Raw genomic sequence first — 23,112 nt, forward strand, 5'->3', positions numbered from 1 at the left:
GCACTTTCCGCCGTCCTGGCGATGAAAACGCGCCACCTACCGAAACCACACCTGCGCCATCCCGGGTCGATGATGAATGCGCGGCAGTCATGAGGGCATTAATGTAATGGCAGACGTCGCATCTTTAGCGGTCGGACTGCACCTGAACGCAGCCAGTTTTAAATCCCAGCTGCTGGGAGCGTATGGCGATGCGGAGAAGCAGTCACGACGGTTTAACCGTAATGCCCAGGCGGACGCGAAAAAGACGGAGGACGCCTATAAGAAGGTCGGTCTGTCGATATCCGGGATGGCCAGCCGGCTGGCGGGGCTGGCAGGAGCCGGCCTTTCCATCGGCACGATCGTCACCACGTCCAGACAATATGGACAGGCATTATCAGACCTGCAGGCCATCACCGGTGCGACTGCAGCTGAAATGAAAGCGCTGGATCTGGCTGCGCAGGAAATGGGGCGCACGACAGAGTACAGCGCCAGCCAGGCCGCCGAAGCGTTAAAGCTGATGGCGTCGGCTAAACCGGAGCTTTTAAAAACGTCCGATGGACTGCAGAAGGCTACGAACAGCGCGCTTATCCTGGCGCAGGCCGCCGGCACAACGCTGCCCGATGCGACCAGAACGCTGGCGCTCTCCTTAAACCAGTACGGGGCGAGCGCGCAGGAAGCGGATCGTTATATCAACGTGCTGGCTGCCGGCGCGAAGTACGGATCGTCGGAGATTGTGGATACAGCGGCCGCCATTAAAAATGGTGGCGTCGCAGCCGCACAGGCCGGCGTTGGTTTTGAGCAGCTGAATGCCGCGATTCAGGTGCTGGCAGAGCGTGAAATTAAAGGCGGTGAAGCCGGCACGGCGCTGCGTAACGTCATCCTGAACCTGGAAAAGGGCACAGACAAGAGCCTCAAGCCGTCCGTGGTTGGTCTCAGCCAGGCGCTGACCATTCTTTCCGGGAAAAATCTCTCCACGGCCCAGGCCGTAAAACTGTTTGGCGTGGAGAACCTGAATGCGGCGTCTATCCTGGTCCAGAACCGTTCAAAGCTTGATGAGCTGACCGCTTCCCTGACCGGTACCAAAACGGCGCATGAGCAGGCATCCATCAGGGTTAACAACCTGAACGGCGATTTGCTGGGGCTGAGCAGTGCGTTTGAGGGGATGGTCATTAAGATCGGCCAGAGCAGTAACGGGCCACTCCGCAGCGGGATACAGGTTGCCACGGAGGCACTGAACAGCCTAGCAGACAATTTCAACACCGTCTCCAGCGTGGCGCTTTACAGCCTGATCCCCGTGCTATCCACGAAACTGACTGCAGGGCTGCGGGAGAATATCGCGGCCTGGCGGGAAAGCCAGGCGGCGGTAAAAGCGAGGGCGCAGGCTGATGCGGATATTGCCCGCAAAACGCTGGATTCGACAGCTGCCATCCTGAAACAGAACGACGCTGAGTTTGGCCATTACCGGCAGATGGAGCGGACGGCTAAACAGTACGGGATGAATATCAGTTACCAGGATGAGTTTACCCGGCTTATCCGGCAGGAAACTGAGCAAACGAACCTGGCCAGCCAGGCGAAACTGAAACTGGCGGCGGCAAACCGGCAATTGTCGATATCAGCCCGCGCGGCCTCCGTTGCGGTGGGGCTGGCAAGAGGCGCATTAAATTTAATCGGTGGTCCGTTCGGCGCCGCGATGCTGGCCGGTTCGGGCCTCCTTTACTTTCATGAGAAAGCAAAGGAGGCCAGGCAGTCAGCCATTGATTTAAAAGATGCCGTAGTCGAAACCAGTGAAGCGCTGATGCGCCTCTCGCTTAACCAGTTAAATGTGAAGCAGTTCGACCTGGAGGATCAGTACGAAAACCAGGTCGTGCAGCGTAACCAGCTGATGAAAGAGATTCAGGATGCCGACAGTCGTATCGACAGCCTGAAAGGGTTTGACCCCTTCGGCCAGCTGGAAGGGGTAACAAAAGGCCAGGCGCGTGCACGGGCGGATCTCGATAGCGTTAACGAGGGACTCCGCAAAACCGAGGAAAACATTAAGCGTGTCAGTGATGCAAAAACACTGGCTCAGCTGGGTTTATCGGGAAAAATAACCTCCCTTACGGACGATCTGAAAGGGGCGTTGAGCACGCCCCCCAAAGAGACCGGAGAGGGAAATCCCTGGGGCGGCGATGGCGGTACCGGCACGGGGAAAGGCAGTAAGTCCAAGGTCGACCAGTTCAAAACGCTGCGGCAGCAAATTGAAGAAGCCCATGCGTCCAGCCTGGCCAGAATTAACCTGCAGGAAAAGGACAGTAACAGGGAGCTGCAGGAAGCGGCGAAGAAAAATGGCGCCAGTGATGCTGACCTGCAGCGCGCGCTGTTAATGAACGCAGAGAACTACCAGAAACAGCGACTGGATCTGGCCGCGCAGTATTCCCCCGCCCGGGAAACTCTGCGAAAAGAGCAGGAAGCCAGCCGGGACCTGGCTGAGCTTTTCAAAGCCCGCCTTCTTGATGAAAAAGAGTACCAGGCCGCACGAATAACGCTGGCCAGAGATACCGCGAAAGAGCTGCTGCAGGCGCATGCCGATGAAATCGCGGCGCCGGCACTGGATATCGCCGGCGAAGTTGATCCACTGGTCTCGCTGCGCAATCAGCTTGCGCAGCGGCAGGCATTGCTGCAGGCGTACTACCAGGGCAGCGCGATCAGCAAAGAACAGTACGAAATGCTGATGCAGAAAGCGACGAAAGAATCCGCCGATGCGCAGTATCAGACGTCGCTGGAGTTATACCGCTCACAGGGAGAATTCCAGAGCCTGGCCGTCGGGTTATTTGAAACGGCCCATGAGCGCTCAAGCAACTTCCTGACGAGCATGCTAACGCGGACGAGAAGCTTTAAGGAGAACATGGCTGACCTGTTTTCCTCGCTCACGCAGTCGGTCATAAAAAACCTCGTTGATATGGCCGCTCAGGCGCTGGTCACCAGTTCTGTCATGCAAACCATTATGGGCGTGGTGGGCGTCGGGACCAGCGTTTTCACGGGCGCCGCAGGTGCTGCAGATGCAGGTTCGGGGACGGCGATCCAGAATGCCGCCAGTAACTTCCAGTTTAACGCCAAAGGCGGCGTTTACGACTCACCGTCGCTGAGTGCATACAGCAACCAGGTCTACGATTCTCCGCAGTTCTTCGCTTTCGCAAAAGGGGCCGGCGTATTTGGCGAGGCCGGGCCGGAGGCCATCATGCCACTGACGCGTGCCGGCGATGGTTCGCTGGGTGTACGCGCTGTCGGTGGTGGTCAGAACGCCGGCGCGTCGGAAGGGCCAAAAGTCTATATCACGATTGAAGGCGGAAACACCTCAACGCAGGCGCCGTCTGGTTTTGAGCAGTTTGGCCAGCAGATTGGCTCGTTTGTGGAGAAAAAATACAGGGAGCTGATGGCGCAGGATATGCGACCTGGCGGGATGGTCTGGAATGCAGTTAAAGGGCAACGTTGATGGCTATTGAGATATTCACCTGGAGTCCGCGGGTTAATCCCCAGCAGACCGTTAACTTTCGTGTCCGGAAGGCGCAATTCGGTGACGGGTATGCGCAGGTATCCGGCGATGGTATTAACACCCGATCACAGGATTGGGAGCTGAGTTTTGTCGGTACGGAGGACTATATCCGACCGATTAAGCAGTTCCTCGACCGTCATGCCGGCACCCGCGCGTTTCAGTGGACCCCGCCTCTGGAAGAGGTGGGGCTTTTCCGCTGCGAACAATATAAACCGGTGCCGCTGGGCGGCGGAAATTACTCACTTTCAGCCACTTTTATTCAGGCATTTAAACCATGAGCCTTAACGCGAATTATCAGAAGTTAGAGCCAGGCGATGAGGTTCGTCTCCTGGAGATCGATGGCCAGGCGTTTGGCCTGGACGAGGTTTTGTATTTCCACGGCTATAACGTTCCCCATACTGCAGCCGAAATCCTCGCCGCTGGCGGCGACCTGGATAAGCTGCCGGCGAAAAGCATCTGGTGGCAGGGGCGGGAGTATAAAGCCTGGCCATGTGAAATCGAAGGGATCGAGTCCTCCACCACGGGCAGCGACGCGCAGCCAACGCTGCGGGTAGGGAATATCGACGGGAAGATATCCGCGCTCTGTCTTCATTACGACGATCTGGCTCTGGCGCGGGTTGTCATCCACGACACGCAAAAACAGTATCTCGATGCGAAGAACTTTCCGGACGGGAATGCCTCAGCCGATCCGACGCAGGAGAAACGGCGGCTCTTCTTCATTGACGTAAAGCATTATGAAGACGATGAGAAGGTGGAATTTACTCTCTCCAGCCCTTTTGCCCTGCAGGGGATGGTGATCCCCACTCGCCAGCTGCATGCGATTTGTACCTGGTGTATCCGCAATCAATACCGCAGCGGTAACGGGTGCGACTATGCCGGCACCCGGTATTTTGACAGGAACAATCAGCCAGTTGATGACCCGTCGCAGGATGTCTGCAACGGAACGCTCACGGCCTGCAAATTACGTCATGGTGAGAATAGTGAGCTGCCGTTTGGCGGGTTCCCCGGCACCTCATTAATCAGGAGCTGATATGCATCAGAAAACGATTAAGGCCATCAAGGAACATGCGGCCGCAGAATATCCGCGCGAGGCCTGCGGCCTCGTCGCCCAGAGGGGGCGAGTGGAGCGTTATTTCCCCTGCCGGAACCTGGCCACAGAGTCGAAAGATAATTTTGTGCTGGCGCCGGAGGATTATGCGGAGGTTGAGGAATGGGGAACGATCACCGGTATTGTTCACAGCCATCCTGACGCCACCACCCAGCCGAGCGAACTGGATAAAGCGCAATGCGACTCGACCCTTCTCCCCTGGCATATTATCAGCTGGCCAGAAGGCGATCTCCGTACCATCCACCCGCGTGGTGAGTTGCCGCTCCTCGAGCGACCATTCGTGCTGGGCCACTACGATTGCTGGGGCCTGGTGATGAGCTATTTTCGGCAAACCCACGGCATCGAGCTGCACGATTACCGCGTCGATTATCCGTGGTGGGAAAAGGAGTATCCGGACAATTTTTATCAGGACTGCTGGTATGAATGCGGGTTCCGTGAGTTTGATGGTCCACCGCAACCGGGTGATATGGTGATCATGCAGGTGCAGGCGGATAAGTGGAACCACGCCGGGATTCTGCTGGAAGGGAACCTGCTGCTGCATCACCTGTATGGCCATCTCAGCAAGCGCGTGCCGTATGGTGGGTACTGGATGGAAAGGACAATGAAAATCGTTCGATATCATTCTCTATGTTAACCTTTTGTTGAAACAGCAAAAGGATATAGGGAATGAAAAAAGCTATCTTCGGAGCCACATTACTTCTGGCATCATCAACTTTTGCGGGAACAGTTGATGATTATTTATCACGCCATCCGCAATTAAAAGAAAGCGCCACTGTCGATATTTATGTAAAACGCATGGCATTCATGATGGCATTAATGGATGCACAACAACGATATAATAGGTCAGACGATGACTTTATATATCAACTCCTTTCAAGCAATGGTGATAAATATGCAAGGATGGGCGTAAGGAAATTTGCCCGTGATTGCAGGATAGAGAGGAGTATAGGTCAAAGTGGCGATCTTAATAAAGAAGAGTGTGATTTAATAATCAAGGTAGACAAACAAAAATAGGTTAAATAAAAAGTAGCATTGAAATGCTGCTTTTTTCTGTTAGGTGCCAAATGAAAGAAACAATGACCAAAATAATACTTTCTGGAGTATTAGGTAAAACTTTTGGGAAAATTCACTATCGTTTAATTAGCACTGTTCATGAAGCAGGGCAGGCATTATCGGCAACGATACCAGGCTTCGAAAAATTCATGATTACCAGCAAAGAGCGTGGACTAACCTATGCGGTATTTAAGGGTGAAAAAAATATTGGGAAGGATGATTTAGGATTTCCTGTTGGTGGTGAAGTCATCCGAATTGTTCCTGTTTTAATTGGTAGTAAAAAGGCGGGACTGCTTCAAACAATTCTTGGAGCAGTTATTATTGTTGCCTCTGCTGTCGGCTCTTACTTTGTTCCTGGCAACCCCGTGTCAGCATTTGGTTATAAAATGGGGGCTGCGATGATACTCGGTGGCGTCGTTCAGATGCTTTCTCCACAGCCAGCTGGCCTGGCACGAAAAGAATCCGCTGACAATAAAGCGTCGTACGCCTTTGGGGGCGTGACGAACACTGCCTCTCAGGGATACCCAGTCCCTTTGCTTTATGGCAAACGCCGAATTGGCGGCGCCATTATATCTGCCGGTATTTACGTAGAAGACCAGCAATAAGTTTTATTCAGTAAACCATCCAATTCAAGCCACCCTGCGGTGGCTTTTTTTATGGGCGTTATATGGCAAATAACATAATTAAAGGGCGCAAGGGTGGCGGCTCAAAGCAGCGTACACCGACGGAACAGCCGGATGATTTACAGTCCGTCGCGAAAGCCAAAATTCTGCTCGCATTAGGTGAAGGTGAATTTGCAGGTGGTTTAACCGGAAAAGATATTTATCTTGATGGCACCCCGCTTGAAAATGCTGATGGTTCGCAAAACTTCAGTGGCGTGTCCTGGGAATTTCGCCCCGGCACGCAGGCTCAGACTTATATTCAGGGTATTCCCGGTACTGAAAATGAAATCAGTGTAGGAACGGAAGTTTCCAGCAAGACAGCCTGGACCCATACCTTTACTAATACCCAGCTTTCTGCCGTTCGTGTTCGTCTGAAATGGCCGTCCCTGATGAAACAGGAAGATGACGGCGACGTGGTGGGCAATACCGTCAAGTATGCGATTGACCTGCAGACCGACGGCGGCGCATGGCAGACGGTGCTGGAAACCGCTGTCACGGGTAAAACCACCTCCGGTTATGAGCGGAGCCATCGTATTGATCTGCCCCATGCCGGCAGTACCTGGACGCTACGCCTGCGTAAAATCTCTCCGGATGCAAACAGTGTCAAAGTTGGCGACGTGATGACGCTGCAGAGCTATACCGAAGTGATTGACGCGAAGCTGCGTTATCCCAACACCGCGCTGCTTTATATCGAGTTCGACTCCAGCCAGTTTAATGGCTCCATTCCGCAAATTTCCTGTGAGCCGCGTGGGCGCGTGATTCGTGTGCCGGATAACTACAATCCGGAAACCCGCGAATATACCGGCGTCTGGACCGGCGGGTTTAAATGGGCTTGGACGGATAACCCGGCCTGGATCTATTACGACATTGTTATAGCTGACCGTTTTGGTCTCGGTAATCGTCTGAGCAGCGCCAATATTTCAAAATGGACGTTGTACCAGATTGCACAGTACTGCGATCAGCTGGTTCCTGACGGGCGCGGTGGTGATGGCATGGAGCCTCGCTATACCTGTAACGTCTATGTCCAGGAACGCAACGATGCTTACACTGTGCTGCGAGACTTTGCCGCCATTTTCCGGGGCATGACCTGCTGGAACGGTGAGCAGATTGTTGTGCAGGCTGATATGCCGCGTGATGTCGACTTTACCTATACGCGCGCCAATATTGTCGGCAAACCCCGTTATTCGAGCAGCAGCAGCCAGGTTCGGTACACCAACGCCCTGGTTTCCTGGTCTGATCCGGATAATGCTTATGCTGATGCAATGGAGCCGGCGTTTATCCCGGAACTGGTTTCCCGCTACAGTTTTAACCAGCTGGAACTGACCGCGATTGGCTGTACGCGCCAGAGCGAAGCCCACCGTAAGGGGCTGTGGGGCATACTGACCAACAATAAGGACCGCATGGTCGAAATTGATGTGGGGCTGGACGGTCGCATTCCTCAACCCGGCTATATCATTGCCCTGGCGGATGAGTTGCTGGCCGGACGGGTCAACGGCGGGCGAATCAGCGCGGTGAATGGCCGGGTGATTACGCTGGATCGTGATGTGGATGCCAAACCTGGCGATCGCCTCCAGCTAAACCTGCCATCCGGGATCTCGCAGAGCCGGACTATTCAGGCTGTTAACGGACGCCGGCAGATTACGGTCACAACGGCGTACAGTGAGACCCCAGAACGGGAATGCGTCTGGGCCTTTGAATCCGATGATCTCTTCCTGCAGCAGTACCGGGTTACAGGAGTAAAAGAGAACAGCGATGCCACCCTCACCATCACCGGCGTGGCTCACGACCCGGATAAATTCGCCCGCATCGATACCGGCGCTATTATCGATCAGCGCCCGGTTAGCGTATTGCCGGCGGGCAACCAGTCACCTCCTGACGATATTGTCATCACATCCCGCTCGGTCGTGAATCAGGGGATCAGCGTCGAAACGATGCAGGTCAACTGGTCAGCGGTCAGCGGTGCGATTTCCTATGAGGCGCAGTGGCGACGAAATGAGGGAAACTGGATCAGCGTGCCACGTAACTCAACCACTTCGTTCGAGGTTAGCGGTATTTATGCCGGCCGCTATCTGGTGCGTGTCCGCGCGATCAATGCGGCGGAGATTTCGAGTGGCTGGGCGTATTCCGAAGAGAAGACCCTGACCGGGAAAGTTGGTGAACCGCTGCCGCCGCTGGCGTTAACGACGGCATCACTGACCGCGGGAATTGAGATCCGCTGGGAGTTCCCTGAGGGGGCGGAGGATACCCAGCGCACTGAGCTGCAGTACAGCCCTGATCAGGACGGTAAAGGCGCGCTGCCGCTGACCGATTTAGCGTATCCCGGTAAAAAGTACCAGCAGATGGGGCTGAAGATTGCCACACAGTTCTGGTATCGCGCACGCCTGGTCGACCGCCTCGGTAATGCCTCGCCATGGACCGGCTGGGTGCATGGAATGTCCAGCGATAACGTCGATGACTATTACCAGCAACTCGATGATGCAATTAAAGACACGGATACCTACGAAGAGCTAACTGGTGGTATTAAAGAGGTTTCAGACAGCGCCCAGGCTGCTAAGGATGCCGCCCAGGCTGCACAGGTGACTGCTGACGGCGCTGTAGCAACCAACAAGCAGCAACAGCAGCAGCTGAACGACCAGCTTGCTGACATCCAGCAGAACGCTAAGGACATCACCGACGCTGCGAATGCTGGCGCCGCTAACGCCGAGGCTATTGCTCAGGAGATTCTCGACCGGCAGGCCGGAGATCTGGCAACCGCAAATAAAGCGGCAAGCGACGTGGCTGACGCTATCGCCAAGGCTGAAACCGACGACGCAGAAGTGGCGGCCCAGGCTGCGGCCAACCTGCTGGCGACAAAAAACGAAGTCGAAGCGCAGATCAGCACGACCAACACCACGATGCAAGACGGCTTCGACAGTCTGGCGCAGCAAATGGCATCCATCGCGGCAGGCACTGGCGAGCAGTTCGACAGCCTCAAGATCTGGTATTTCGATAAGGATGCCGAAGGCTGGGCGTCGGATGACAGCAACATCAACATCCTTCCGGTTGACAGCGACGGCTGGATCTACCCTGCTGGTGCGTCGTCAACCATGCGTTCGCCAAACCCGCTGGCAATTGACGGGCAGAGCTACAAATACATTAGGCTTCGCATGAAGCGCGTGGGGAATCCTGCGTGGGCTGGCCGTCTGTACTGGATTGGCGTCGATGAGAAAGGCTGGGAATCATCGCGCTCTGTAGCAATTCCGGCACCTGACTTTGACCCGGCCACCGGCATCAGCGTCGTTTCCATCCCGGATCTTCTGTGGGCCAACTCCGGCACCATCCGCCGCCTGCGCCTGGACTTCTCAAGCAATCAGGATGCGGATAATTATTTCGCCGTTGACTGGATGGCCGTCGGCCGACCGACCCCGGGCGCGTCTCAGGCTCAGATCCAGGATCTAAAGACCGCCATGACAGCGGCGGACTCCGCCGAAGCCGCAGCGCGCAACACGCTGGCCGTTCAGCTTCGCGGCAACTATGAGGGAACCGACCCGGCCAAGCTGGTGACGGGCATTATCTACAACGAACGCCAGACCCGCGTCACCGCAGAACAGGCCATCTCAAGCGACGTTAACACGCTGCGCACCGACTACAACGCCAACAAGGCCGCAGTCACCCAGCGCCTTGACACGCTGACCAGCGAGAACCAATCGCAGGCCCAGGCTCTCACGCAGTTACAATCCGGCCTGACTGACGCCAACGGCAAGATCGGCGCGAACACCACCGCGATCAATCAGCTGAAAACCGACGTTTCAAACATTGACGGACGCGTGACGGCTAACAGCAGCCTGATCACCGGCCTTGAGAGCACGATCAACAACGACGCTATCGCGCTGGTCGCTAATCCGAACAACCTGCTGACGAACACCGGCTTCGAGCGTGATAAGGCAGCATGGACTGGCTTCAACTCGTACTCGGATATCTACGCGGCTCAAGTCCCGCATTCAGGGGCCAAAATCCTGCGCGGCAAGGCTGGTGGCACTACGGCGATCTCTCAGGTAGTGGCGAGCCTGAAAAAAGGCCGCACCTACCGCTTCGGCGGATACGTTAAGCGCAGCGGCGATCTGGTCATCGGTAACGCTGGCAACAACAAGTTCAGGATCGGCAACGCTGATACCGGCGCAGGCCCGCTGTCTGAACTCCCGTTCTCTCAGAGCAACGTAGGGACTAACTGGACGCTGCTTACTAAGGACTACGTCCCAGCCAGTGACCAGAACATCACCTTCGGGATTAATTTCCTGATCAACACCGGCGAGCTTTACTTTGATGATGTTTTTTTCGTCGACGTAACAGACGAAATTAACAACGCTGCGAACGCCAGCGCGATCACCGGGCTGACTACCCGCGTCACCGCAGCAGAAGGTGCCATCAGCACTAACAGCCAGTCGATCACCCAGCTTAAAGGCGACGTAAGCACCTTGCAGGGACAGGTTGCGAACAAAGCCGATGCAAGCGCGTTGCAGCAATTGCAAACCACTGTTAGCCAGCAGGGTGACAAGCTGGCGTCGCAGGGTAGCGCCATCACCGATTTGCAGAACACGGCTCAGAACGGCAAAGCCAAATACTGGCTAACCAAGATCTTCGACATCAAGGTTAATACCGGCTACGTGCCGAAGTTAACCGATCTCGCAGGCGCGCCGCCGCTGGCAGTATCCGAGATGGCCGACGCGGCCAAGCTGGATTTTCAGTCATACGGCGACTACAAAATCGCCTACGCGAAGTCGCTGGTTTACCTCAACGCCGACAAGACCATCGAGATCGCCCCTGGGTCACGCATCGTTGACGACACCGGCCGCCTTTATGTGAACAGCGTCGAGACTGCATCACTTGGCGCGAGCACCACGAAATACTCACTTGCTCTTAAAAAGGGCTGGAACACCATCGAGTTCGTCGTGGCTCAGATGACCGGCGGCTTTTACATCAACTTCGGCCTCAAGCTGTCCGACAACGTCGATCAATTGTTCAGTGGTGCCGGTCAGATGGCTGCGGCGTCCGCTGCGCAGGTTATTTCCTCCCAGGTAGAACAGACCGCCGGGAAGGTCGACGCGAACAGCAGCGCAATCCTGACCCTCAATAACTCGGTGAAGGATATCAACACCGCGTTAAACAATAAGGCCGACGCAAGCGCGTTGCAGTCGCTTACAACTCGCGTAAGCAACGCCGAGGGCAAGATCACCTCCCAGGGCAACGCCATTACCCAGCTCACCAACGACCTGTCGACGGCGAACGGCAAGATCACGGCCAACACTGGCGCGATCAGCAGCCTGACCTCGCGTGTAACGGCGGCCGAAGGGAAGATTGACTCTCAGGCTGAATCAATCACCTCGATCAACTCATCGATCAAGGGGATTCTGACGCAGGCCGCTAACCTCATCCCGAACCCGACGGTTGACCCTGCATACCCGCAAATGGGCATGACCGTTGTCTCTACCACGTCAGAAGGTGTTCCTGCCGGATGCCCTTACGCGTGGGCGATCAAGTGTCAGTACCGCGATCACGTCCCGGTGATGAACAACATCCCTTGCCGCGAAGGGCAGGTGTTCGAGATCTCCGTACTGGCAGCGTGCGGCACCGGGACGGCACCATTCCAACACTACATCGGGACGTCAACGCAGGTATCGGGCAGCATCGGCCAGCCGCAGGCGAACGGCGGCCAGATCTCCGCAGCAACCGGCGCACAGTGGACGCGAACCACATGGCGATTCAAGCCGAACGCCACGCACGCAGCAAAAGGCTATTTCCGCCCGTTCCTGCAAATCAACCAGGCAGGCCCGGACTTCGGCACTGTATGGTACGCCACTGACTGGCAGGTGCGGGACGTCACCGCAGCCGCGAACGCAGAAGGCAAGGCCGACGCTAACGCTACGGCGATTAGCCAGCTGACCACCCGTGTGACCAACGCAGAAGGGAAGATCACATCTCAGGGCCAGGCGATTACCACGCTGACCAGCGATCTGTCGACCCTAACTGGTGTCGTGAACAGCAAGGCGGATGCAAGTGCGCTTAACGCCCTGACAACCCGCGTAACCAGCGCGGAGGGCAAAATCGCGTCTCAGGGTCAATCAATCACCCAGCTTACCAACAGCATCAGCAACACCGAGTCGGCCATGGACGCCCAAGGCAAGATCCCGGGGAACCTGCTGGCAAACGCCTCGTTTGAACGCGGACAGGTTGCTTTTGATGGGTGGTCGGATCTAGCAGATGTTATTGATGCCACTAACCCGCATTCTGGAGGGAAAATCCTTAGAATGAATGCTGGCGCTGGCGTCAAAATCGGCCAAAGCATTGAGGTTACACAAGGCCGCCGTTACCGCTTCGGGGTGTTCGCCAGACAGAACGCAGGCACCGAGATTCAAGATCCTGCTAACACTAAATTCCGCATTGCTGACGGTTCAGATAACCTGCTGGCCGGTGTCAATTACGGGCCGTTCACCAATACGTGGCAACACGTATCCATGGACTGGACAGCGTCAAAAAACACCGTCGCAAAATTCCAGCTCACTGCGTTTCTTAAAACCGGCGTGATGTACTTTGACGACGTCTATGTGGTCGATATCACCAACGAGACGAACATTAAAGGGAACGCCGACGCGATCACCTCGCTGAACACGAAGGTAACGCAGCAGGGCAACGACATTACGTCGCAGAGCAACGCGATCACTAACCTGACTAACAGCCTCAAGACTCAGCAGTATTCGAATAGCAACCCATGGGTTGACGGGTCGTTTGAGTCATACGCTGACGGCCAGACCATCGGCGGGGCGAATGCTGCCGTAACCACTGAATACGCATTCAGCGGTTCGAAGTCGCTCAAATGTCGCCGTGCTGACGGTGAAACCGGCAACTCTGACAAGCAGTTCGGCTATGAAACCACCATCCGCGAAAACGCCGTTTATCGCTATGAATGCTGGGCAATGATGCCGGAAGGCGAGACGCCACCGGATGGCTGGGGCTGTAACGTCGGGATGATCGTTCGCACCGCAGCAGGCACCGCAGCATGGCCGACAGCTTTTGCCATCAACGAGGCAGCGCTGACAGCTGGCGGCGGTCGTGGTAAATGGGTCAAGTTCTCCGGCAAGCTGGCGCTTGACGGCAAGCAGAAGACTCGCGGCCGTTTGTGGATCTCCACTCGCGGCACCGCTGGCGGCCCGGGTTATCGTCTGTATATCGACGACCTCGTTATTACCGACGTGACCGACGCGCACGCAGCGCAGACCACCGCAGACGCGAACTCTTCGGCCATCTCCGGCTTGACCAGTCGCGTGACCTCAGCGGAAGGCAAAATCACCGCACAAGCTGACTCGATCACCAAGCTAACCGGCGAAATCAACACCATTAACGGCACGTTGAGCCAGAAGGCCGACGCCAGCGCGGTAAACGCGTTGCAGTCTCGCGTCACCACCGCAGAAGGCAAGATCGAGAGCCAGGGAACAGCCATCACCCAGCTGACAAATGGTCTTGAGGCGTACCGCCGTACCGGCGAAAACCTCGTTCAGAACTTCGACTTTCTGCAAGGCGACACCGCCTTCAACGTGCAGAACGCCAGCAAGGTGACTTTCGGCGACTATGGCGACGGCAAAGTTGGCGTGCGTATGGTGCGCACAGACGGCAACTCGCCTGGCATCTTCGCCAACAACAAGAAGCCGATCCCGCAGAACGGACAGCGCCGCTACCGTTATGTTGTGCGCGCGAAGGGTGTCAGTGGGGCGATGAACCTGCTAATGCGCCGCTGGAACTATAACGGCAGTGTTGAAGGCTCTTACGTCGACAAAAACAACACCCTGACGACCAGCTGGCAGACTCTGACGTGGGAGACAGATCTGACCCCGGCCACCGGCTTCGATGGCTCGGCGTTCGGTATGTATTGCCACCCAGCAAACGCGGAAGTCTGGATCGACTCCTTCAAGGTTTACGACATTACCGAAGAAGTGACGATCAAGGCGAATAGCGACGCGTTAAGCACGCTGACCAGCACCGTGACGCAGAACGGGAAAGATATCGCAGCACAGGCGAACGCTCTCACGCAGCTGAAATCCAGCTTAACGAATGACGCGGTAGCACTGGCAACCAATCCCAACAACATGGTTGCAAACTCTGGTTTTGAGCGTGGCACTGATAACTGGAGCGGTTTTAACGCTTACGCGGATATCTACGCGGCTCAATCGCCACGAACTGGCGCATATATTATGCGCGGGCTTTCTGGCGGTAACGTGGCAGTGTCTCAGGTCATCCTCGGGATCAAGAAAGGCCGCACCTACCGTTACGGCGGCTACATGCGCCGCGATTCAAACACGACCATCGGAAACCAAGGAAATAACAAGTTCAGGATCGGCAATGCCGACACCGGCGCTGGCCCGATTCATCAGGTCGAATACTCGCAAAGTAACGTAGGAACAAGCTGGACTCTGATTACTGGCGATTGGGTGCCAGCAAGCGATCAAAACATCGCTTTCAGCATTAACGTGCTTTTGACTGCCGGTAACTTCTACTTTGACGACATTTTCTTTGTGGACGTCACCGACGAGATCAACAACGCAGCGAACGCGACGGCTATCACCAACCTGACGACCCGCGTCACGTCGGCGGAAGGTAAGATCACGTCGCAGGGCACGGCGATCACTCAGCTTACTTCCGACCTCAGCACCGCGAACGGGAAGATCACGGCGAACGCCAACGCCATCACCAGCTTGCAGTCGACAGTCACCCAGCAGGGCAACACCCTGACCACTCAGGGGCAGGCCATCACCAAGCTGAACAGCGACCTTTCCGATCTGTCCGGCGTGGTCGACACGAAGGCCAGCGCGTCAGCCGTATCTCAGCTGACTACCCGCGTTACCAACGCGGAAGGGAAGATCACCGCCAACTCAACGGCGCTGAATAGCATCACTTCCCGCGTTGATGATGCAGAGTCGGCGATTGACGGCCTGAACGAGACGACAGCGGCGAACGGTCTGGCGATGGCTAACGGCTTCCAGCAACTGCGCGCGCAAATCGGTGATAACCAGGCGGCCATCACCCAGACGAACAAGGCAGTGGTGGATCTTGAGTCTGCAACGGCGCAGCAGATCGACACGATCAACGCGTCAATGGATGGCATGAGCGCTACCGTACAGCAGACCTCAACGGCGGTTGCGGATATCAACGGCAAGCTGTCGGCGCAGTGGGGCGTCAAAGTTCAGACTGACACCGGCGGCGGCAACCCGCGCATTGCTGGTATTCAGCTTGGTATCGACGCAAGCGGCTCATCTCAGTTCCTGGTCATGGCCGACACCTTCGCCGTGTACACCGGCGGGACGAACAAAACTTACCCGTTCGTGGTTCAGAACGGCGTGGCGTACATGCAGGAAGCGCTGATCCGCGACGGTTCGATCACCAACGCGAAGATCGGCAACGAGATCAAGTCTAACAACTTCGTGGATGGCTCGCAGGGCTGGCGCATCGGCAAAGACGGTAGCTCGCAGTTCAACAACGTTGTCGTTCGTGGCGCGGTTTATGCGACTGACGGCTGGTTCAACGGTACTGTGTACGCTAACAGGATTGAGGGCGATATTGGTTCCTTCGCCATCAACATCGCGCAGCACCGCACTCGCAAAGTGCCGAAGGCGACATGGCAGTGGTTCGAGCTGGCCCGATTCCGTCGCCAGAACTTCGACCAGGTGATCAATATTCGCGGCGGACTCTTGCAAACCGATAGCATCAACATCGACGGCGGCGCGAAACTCAGGGCGGGTATGTCTTATTCGCCTGGTTCAGATGGCGGCCTCGATCCGGGCTTCCTGTCGTATGCCATGTTGCTGCGTGGCACTGGCGCGACTTCTGGCGGCGGCAGCATGGAGATCGGCGTAGAGCTGGCCTATGAGACTGGCGGAGCTACACGCCTGCTGACGGCGCAAGAGTCGATGAACGTCGACAACATGTCGTTCGTCGTCCCTGCTGGCACCGGCGATGCAATCCTGCGCTACGGCTGTTACCTTGATCGTAATGGTCAGATGGTATTAACCATCCTTTCACGATTCGACGCTTTCGCGGCGCGGAATAACAACGTAATTCGTGGATCGTCCACGCCGTAACATGGAGGCGGCCCCTAAGGGGGCCGATATTGAATGGCGACAATTAGCGACCAACTCGCGGCTGATATTCACAACGCGTTTAACAAATACTACATAGACCTTTCGAACCAGGATCAGATTTTTTTTGGCGTCGGTGACGTGACAATCACGAAGCAGGACGGCACCACCGCGACCGTGCGATCTTGGAACAAGGTGATTGGCTCTCTGGATACCGCAGCACAGCGCGGAGCAGAGAACAACTTTACCGCCGTTCAGACGTTCAGTGCAGGGATGAAGGTTAACGGGAATATTAACTGTACTGCTGACAACGCAATGATCTACCTGGGTAAGAACTCAGATCTTGCGCTGCTGAAAAAGAGTGGTCAGGGCGGGACTATTGCCGTGGGCAGCGGGACGCCGTTTAGAATCCAGCGCACGAACACAGCGACTGTTTCGCCCTCATCGACGGTAGAGGACATTCTCGTTATTGGCACGAACAAGCAGGTCACGCTGGCTGGGCCTCTTGCTGCTGGTGGCAACATTGACAATACGTCGAAGGGGAAACTTCTCACGCAGGCAATCGAGCTATCTATGTCGACGCCATATATTGACTTTCATTTCAACGGCAGCACTGCGGATTACACAACAAGGCTTATCGAAGCGACATCCGGCGAGCTTACGCTTGAAGGTGCTTTCATGTGTAAAAAGCACCTTTACACATGGGGAGAGGTAATGGCTCGTAACATTGCGCCAAGCTCACCCGGTAACGGCACGCTTGTCACTGCGGCACCGTTAAAGTCTATGCTTCAAGGACGTGGTGACAACGGAGATTCACGCGGAGCTTACGCTGGTTTCTACCTGGAGGAGTTAGTCGGGACAGAGCACCGGGCAGTTATCTACCTTGATGGTTATTCCCGGACTGACGCATGGATTTTCCGCGCTGGCGGCACCATCTCCACTGGGAAGGGTGATGTTATGACCACCGGATCAGACGTGCGGCTGAAAGAGGGTTTCACAAAAGCGCCTCAGAACGCTCTGGATCGGGTCGACCGTTTAGGTGTGTGTGAGTATCAGATGAAGGGAGAAAGTCGAAGGAGGCGGGGTTTTATCGCGCAACAGGCTGAAACCGTAGATTCATTTTATACATTCATGGGGATCGAACAAGAGATAGGCGGAGATAGGTTCAAAGTGATGAATGTGGACTATGTAGCCATCATTGCGGATCTTGTATCGTCGGTGCAGGAACTGAGAAAACAAGTCACTGATTTAATGGAGACAAACAGTCAAAAGAAATGATTTCAGTTCAGATGTGATTGAACGATAGCTATACATTAAGAACATTTCTTTAAAGAAATCCTTAATGTAAACACAGAGTTTTCGTGATGTGAAATTATGCCGCTAAACTCTTATATCAAAATAGATTGGTCTCATGCAAAAGTCATTGAGTTAAAAGGTCTTTGCACCTTGCCAAATCGCAATGCATGCGATGTCAGAAAACAGCACGAGAGTAGTTTTTTATTAGCATTTTTAAAACATAATCCAGAATTAAATGCTTTTTTTATCACAAGTTATTATTACCATGCTAATCTTATGTGCACGAATCATTTTTCTTCGACCAGGCGTGACTGTTCGCGCAAAGACTGATGGTATAATCTTTTGGAAAATGGGCTAATATTGGTTATTGCTCATTTTAAAGTTAATGTCTTCCTAACTCTAAAATCATAGAATGCTATCCTAATACAAATCAAGAAGGTGCTTATGTTTCTTGAATCATTTATTTTGAAAATAAAAAGCAGTTTATGGGCTTATTTTTTACCAAATTTCATAACGAAGAGCAAAGTTAACAATGAAACATACAACTACTATGGTGTTTACTTTTCAGATGTAAAACAAGAGAAGTATGTCCTTTCGGAAATAGTTGATCATACTGTCATACTTGCGAAATGGGATCCCGAAACCAAATCCTACTCTGATAGAACGGCATTTTCAATCGCGGAAATCGAAATGATGAATGTCGAAATATTACATTGGTTAAAAAATGGACCATTAAAGTTTGATTCTATATTTAATTACACAATAAATCATTTCACCCGAGTTGCATATGTTAAAACTAGTCTTTCGAGAGCCAAGGGTAAAATACTATCAAAATTCCATTCCAATAATGAAATGATCGGGTTGGAACGTATCAATCTATTGCAAATGTTGATCAATGAATTTGTGCATCAATCACCTGAGAAGATTTACGATGGTGTTACATGCGATGAAACTATTGATATGATTTACGGAAATCTATGGCGCGATCATATTAAAAATGAAGATTTTCGAAGGAAGACTCTTTTGCTGCTACAATCATTCATTATTACTGGAGATGTTAAATATCAGAATGGAAGATACTACGTTCAGGGGCAAGCTATTGCAACCATCCTGTCCTGGCAAGCCGAAGAAAAAAAGGAGAGACAACAATCTAAAACGCAAAAAAATATCAGCCGATTAATGTTGGTAATCACAGCTTCAACTTTCATGATAACAATTGCAATTTTAGCTCAGGCAGGGATTGTTAACCTGCATAATCTATGGGGTTATGTTAAAGAGTTAGGGCCTTTCCGTGTGTTATTTAAACTAATTTGATAGCAATTCAAGAACTGATTCTTGAATGAGGTAGTAACAAGGTTGGTTTACCTTTCGTGTAACTGCCTCAGAAAGAATTGCACCAGCATATTGAACTGACGGCATACAGCAAGTGTTTTAACTTTTTATGCAGATATCCGATCTTAGCAGAATGGTAGTGCTATGATTTTAATAAGAAAACTGTTCCATTTATGTTCACGAGGACACCTTAATTAATGAGAATGCATTTTATTTGCTTAATAAGCTAAAAGTTCTATAGTTTTTTTGTAGTGATGCATGATACCACTAATATCTTAACGCAGCTGGTACCTTAAATACATGTAAATGCAGGGAGTTTTATGAATGCAAGAATAAAAATAACTATCTTATCTGGGATTTTTGTTTCCACATTTGCTCATTCAAGTGCACTTTACTTTTATGAGATTGCAACGGAAGATTCTGCTTTGGCTGGGGCTGGCCAAGCGGCTCGCGCTCAGGATGCTTCCACACTATTAACGAATCCTGCGGGAATGACTCGCCTGCCAGATCATATGGTCACCGGAGGGTTGCAGGCCATGGGGGGCGATATCTCTTATACGCTTGATGACAAATCCGGAGGACGCCAGAGCCCAGACAACGTTATGAAACTTTTCCCTAATGCCAGCATGTTTTATACGCAGCGCCTGAGCAATACGGTTACTGCAGGTGTAGGGCTTTATGGCAATTATGGGCTAGGTATTGATTTTGGGAATTGGGCGGGTGACCGTTTAATTAAGAAAAGTACTATGGTGGCCATGACTCTCAGCCCTGGTATTGCTTGGAAACTGAGTGATAGAGTCTCAATCGGAGCAGCGACTGGCCTGAACTATGGTTTTCTGTCGTTAACGCGGAACGTTGATGATAATGACGAAAAACAAAGCGATCACGACTGGGCAATGAACTACCGCCTTGGCTTGTTGATGGAATTAACCGACCAGACCCGGGCGGGGATAACTTGGACCAGTAAAACGGATTACCATTTTAACATCGATGGCAAGGCGCGCTTCCCAAACTTACCTAACGTTGAGTATGACCTGCCTATTTCTGCACAAGTGCGTGCACCTCAGCAAGTGATGATAAGCTTGGTGCATGATATCGACAAACAATGGTCTGTAATGGGGGATCTCGGTTGGCAGGACTGGAGTCAGTTCGGCAGTCCGCAAATTTCGGTTGATGGTAAAGCAGGCGACCGCAACAATCGGCTAAAGGATACCTGGCATACAGCCCTCGGTGCGCAGTATCGGCCTGACGAACAATGGCGGATTAACGCTGGAGTTGCCTTTGATAGTACGCCATACAAATCCCAAAGCGACGTGGCGCTTTCTTTGCCAACCGGTGACGAGTGGCGATTTGCTACCGGTGCTCAGTACCAAATTACACCTGCCAGTAATATCGGATTTGCGCTTGAATACCTCCACATGCAGTCGTCCCGGGTACAATCAAAGGCTTTTGGAGGTGAATATAATAACCCATGGCTTTGGTTTGCCAGCTTGAATTACAGTTATCAGTTCTAATTTAATATAATACCGTCTGAAATTTATTGCCTTGTTAATAGTCTCTTGGTTGAACAACGGAGGGGCTATTTTTATTACACCTCTCGCCTGTAACGCTTGAAACAATTAGGTTATGTTAACTATTCGTTAGTGGCGTGTGGTTTGGATAATTTTATCATTATTTCCGAGTAATTCTCCCTTAGTCTCAGTAGCAGTAAACACCTACCTTGTCAAATCTTCGAAAAAGGAGGGCGAGGTGTTTTTTTAATACATTTCAAGTGGTTATATATTTTCATCTCGCGTATCTCAAAAAAAAATAATTTTCAAACTAAGCCATTAATTTGAATGTGTAGTATTGCCAAATGTAAAAAAATGGTTATCTTTACAAAATAGTTATCTACAGTGGATATGTAGATGTATGAATCACTTTTTATCGTCAACGCGTAACTGCCAATACGAGTCAAAGAGGGCTCCAATGAAACTAACACAAATTGCCAGAAGTCTGGCGCTCGCCGGGCTGATGTCAACGGTCATCCTTCCTGCTTATGCTGATATCGCACCAAAAGATGCTACCGACGCCACTAAATCAGCCAACGACGCGCTTTATAATCAACTGCCTTTTTCTGACAACACAGATTTTACCAATGCACATAAAGGCTTCATTGCTGCTTTGCCTACTGAGGTTATCAAAGGCGAGCAAGGAAACGTAGTCTGGAACCCTCAACAGTATGCATTCATCAAAGAGGGTGAAAAAGCACCAGCTACCGTTAACCCAAGCCTGTGGCGTCAGTCTCAGCTGATTAATATCAGTGGTCTTTTTGAAGTTACTGATGGTGTTTATCAGATCCGTAATCTTGACCTCTCCAACATGACCATCATTGAGGGTAAAGAAGGGATTACGGTTGTTGACCCTCTGGTTTCAGCCGAAACGGCTAAAGTTGGAATGGATCTCTATTACAAAAATCGCGGAAAGAAACCTGTTGTCGCGATTATTTATACTCACAGCCACGTTGACCACTATGGTGGCGTGCGCGGCGTCGTGGATGAAGCAGATGTTAAATCCGGTAAGGTGAAGGTTTACGCACCATCAGGCTTTATGGAAGCCGCTGTAGCGGAAAACATCATGGCCGGTAATGTCATGAGCCGTCGCGCCAGTTATATGTACGGCAACTTGCTGAAACCTGATGCGAAAGGCCAGGTGGGCGCGGGTCTCGGAACTACCACTTCAGCGGGTACAGTTACGCTGATCGCCCCAACGAACATCATTGAAAAAGACGGTCAGAAAGAAGTAATTGATGGGCTAACCTATGACTTTATGCTGGCGCCGGGTTCAGAAGCACCGTCAGAAATGCTGTGGTATATCGAGGAGAAAAAACTCATCGAGTCTGCAGAGGACGTAACCCATACCCTGCACAATACGTACTCCCTGCGCGGCGCGAAAATTCGTGAACCATTACCATGGTCTAAGTACATAAACGAAGCTATCGTCCGCTGGGGCGATAAAGCCGAAATTATCATGGCCCAGCACCACTGGCCGACATGGGGCAACGAAAATGTTGTTAATCTGCTGAAAAGCCAGCGTGACCTCTATCGTTATATCAACGACCAGACGCTGCGAATGGCGAACCAGGGCCTGACCCGTGATGAAATCGCTGCAAACTTCAAATTGCCCGATAGCCTTGCGCACACCTGGGCTAACCGAGGTTACTATGGCTCCGTCAGCCATGACGTGAAGGCCACCTACGTGCTGTATCTCGGCTGGTTCGATGGCAACCCGGCAACCCTCGACGAACTTCCACCGGAAGAAGCAGCGAAGAAATTCGTGGATTATATGGGTGGCCCGGACGCCATCATGAAGAAAGCAAAAGAGGATTTTGCACAGGGGAACTACCGTTGGGTCGCTCAGGTTGTTAGCAAAATCGTGTTTGCCGATCCGAAAAACCAGGAAGCGCGTAATCTGGAAGCAGATGCCCTTGAACAGCTGGGCTATCAGGCTGAATCTGGCCCATGGCGTAACTTCTACCTTACCGGTGCGCAGGAACTGCGTAACGGCGTGCTGAAAGGACCAACTCCAAACACTGCCAGCCCGGATACCGTGCGCGCCATGACGCCGGAAATGTTCTTCGACTATCTTGCCGTCCATATTAACGGTGAGAAAGCAGGCAATGCGAAGTCAGTGTTTAACATTGACCTTGGTAACGACGGCGGGAAATATAAGCTGGAGCTGGAAAACGGAGTCCTGAACCACACGGCTAACGCCGAGGCGAAAGATGCCGACGCCACGATTGCCCTCGATCGAGCAACGCTGAATAAGATTATCCTGAAAGAGGAAACTCTCAAACAGGCGAAAGATAAAGGCGAAGTTAAGGTTACTGGCAACGGTGAGAAACTCGAAGAGATGCTCGGTTACATGGACAAATTTGAATTCTGGTTCAATATCGTAACACCGTAATTTCCTCATAATAAAAAGGCTGCTTAAAGGCAGCCTTTTTAGTAAAAGCGCCATAGATACAGCTGCCTTATTATACGTTTCGATTTACTTGAACAATGATAT

General features: G+C 52.7%; 11 protein-coding genes. All 11 read left to right on the forward strand.

Features of this window, described 5'->3' with window-relative positions; translation table 11 throughout:
• Positions 1-106 precede the first annotated feature (106 nt).
• The 11 genes from QLG03_RS03585 (at position 107) to QLG03_RS03635 (ending at position 23,010) form a co-directional block, all read left to right on the forward strand.
• Complete coding sequence (locus tag QLG03_RS03585) at positions 107-3,451, forward strand: phage tail tape measure protein (RefSeq protein ID WP_282473581.1); 3,345 nt, start codon at positions 107-109, stop codon at positions 3,449-3,451.
• Positions 3,451-3,789: a phage tail protein gene (locus tag QLG03_RS03590; RefSeq protein WP_032418052.1), complete on the forward strand. Its 339-nt coding sequence runs from the start codon at positions 3,451-3,453 to the stop codon at positions 3,787-3,789. The genes QLG03_RS03585 and QLG03_RS03590 overlap by 1 nt, the downstream gene beginning before the upstream one ends.
• Entirely contained in the window at positions 3,786-4,541 is a 756-nt protein-coding gene (locus tag QLG03_RS03595; RefSeq protein WP_282473582.1) for a phage minor tail protein L, read from the forward strand. The genes QLG03_RS03590 and QLG03_RS03595 overlap by 4 nt, the downstream gene beginning before the upstream one ends.
• Position 4,542: 1 nt before the next feature.
• Positions 4,543-5,253, forward strand: a complete 711-nt coding sequence (locus QLG03_RS03600) for a C40 family peptidase (RefSeq protein WP_282473583.1) — start codon at positions 4,543-4,545, stop codon at positions 5,251-5,253.
• Between the two features lie 32 nt (positions 5,254-5,285).
• Positions 5,286-5,633, forward strand: coding sequence for a hypothetical protein (locus QLG03_RS03605; RefSeq protein ID WP_282473584.1), 348 nt, complete (start codon positions 5,286-5,288; stop codon positions 5,631-5,633).
• A gap of 50 nt (positions 5,634-5,683) precedes the next feature.
• Positions 5,684-6,277 carry a tail assembly protein gene (locus QLG03_RS03610; RefSeq protein ID WP_217966045.1) on the forward strand — a complete coding sequence of 198 codons (594 nt, stop codon included), beginning with the start codon at positions 5,684-5,686 and terminating at the stop codon, positions 6,275-6,277.
• 62 nt (positions 6,278-6,339) lie between these two features.
• On the forward strand, positions 6,340-16,440 hold the full coding sequence (locus QLG03_RS03615; RefSeq protein WP_282473585.1) for a carbohydrate binding domain-containing protein: 10,101 nt from the start codon (positions 6,340-6,342) through the stop codon (positions 16,438-16,440).
• Between the two features lie 33 nt (positions 16,441-16,473).
• Positions 16,474-17,715 carry a tail fiber domain-containing protein gene (locus QLG03_RS03620; protein ID WP_282473586.1) on the forward strand — a complete coding sequence of 414 codons (1,242 nt, stop codon included), beginning with the start codon at positions 16,474-16,476 and terminating at the stop codon, positions 17,713-17,715.
• 462 nt (positions 17,716-18,177) lie between these two features.
• Positions 18,178-19,047 (forward strand): hypothetical protein, encoded by an 870-nt coding sequence (locus QLG03_RS03625; RefSeq protein WP_255987307.1) that lies wholly within the window; start codon positions 18,178-18,180, stop codon positions 19,045-19,047.
• A gap of 338 nt (positions 19,048-19,385) precedes the next feature.
• A complete protein-coding gene (locus tag QLG03_RS03630) occupies positions 19,386-20,579 on the forward strand; it encodes an outer membrane protein transport protein (RefSeq protein WP_202023545.1) in 1,194 nt (397 codons plus the stop codon).
• A gap of 454 nt (positions 20,580-21,033) precedes the next feature.
• Positions 21,034-23,010, forward strand: coding sequence for an alkyl sulfatase dimerization domain-containing protein (locus QLG03_RS03635; RefSeq protein WP_180263787.1), 1,977 nt, complete (start codon positions 21,034-21,036; stop codon positions 23,008-23,010).
• Positions 23,011-23,112 lie beyond the last annotated feature (102 nt).

The organism is Klebsiella sp. V115_8 (genome assembly GCF_029967715.1).
GTDB classification, from domain to species: Bacteria; Pseudomonadota; Gammaproteobacteria; order Enterobacterales; family Enterobacteriaceae; genus Klebsiella; species Klebsiella quasipneumoniae.

What these genes read in the sequence shown, in the direction of transcription:
- QLG03_RS03605 (WP_282473584.1), top strand. Translation starts at nt 5,286, where the DNA reads ATGAAAAAAGCTATCTTCGGAGCCACATTACTTCTGGCATCATCAACT.
- QLG03_RS03635 (WP_180263787.1), top strand. Translation starts at nt 21,034, where the DNA reads ATGAAACTAACACAAATTGCCAGAAGTCTGGCGCTCGCCGGGCTGATG.
- QLG03_RS03615 (WP_282473585.1), top strand. Translation starts at nt 6,340, where the DNA reads ATGGCAAATAACATAATTAAAGGGCGCAAGGGTGGCGGCTCAAAGCAG.
- QLG03_RS03620 (WP_282473586.1), top strand. Translation starts at nt 16,474, where the DNA reads ATGGCGACAATTAGCGACCAACTCGCGGCTGATATTCACAACGCGTTT.
- QLG03_RS03585 (WP_282473581.1), top strand. Translation starts at nt 107, where the DNA reads ATGGCAGACGTCGCATCTTTAGCGGTCGGACTGCACCTGAACGCAGCC.
- QLG03_RS03600 (WP_282473583.1), top strand. Translation starts at nt 4,543, where the DNA reads ATGCATCAGAAAACGATTAAGGCCATCAAGGAACATGCGGCCGCAGAA.
- QLG03_RS03590 (WP_032418052.1), top strand. Translation starts at nt 3,451, where the DNA reads ATGGCTATTGAGATATTCACCTGGAGTCCGCGGGTTAATCCCCAGCAG.
- QLG03_RS03630 (WP_202023545.1), top strand. Translation starts at nt 19,386, where the DNA reads ATGAATGCAAGAATAAAAATAACTATCTTATCTGGGATTTTTGTTTCC.
- QLG03_RS03595 (WP_282473582.1), top strand. Translation starts at nt 3,786, where the DNA reads ATGAGCCTTAACGCGAATTATCAGAAGTTAGAGCCAGGCGATGAGGTT.
- QLG03_RS03610 (WP_217966045.1), top strand. Translation starts at nt 5,684, where the DNA reads ATGAAAGAAACAATGACCAAAATAATACTTTCTGGAGTATTAGGTAAA.
- QLG03_RS03625 (WP_255987307.1), top strand. Translation starts at nt 18,178, where the DNA reads ATGTTTCTTGAATCATTTATTTTGAAAATAAAAAGCAGTTTATGGGCT.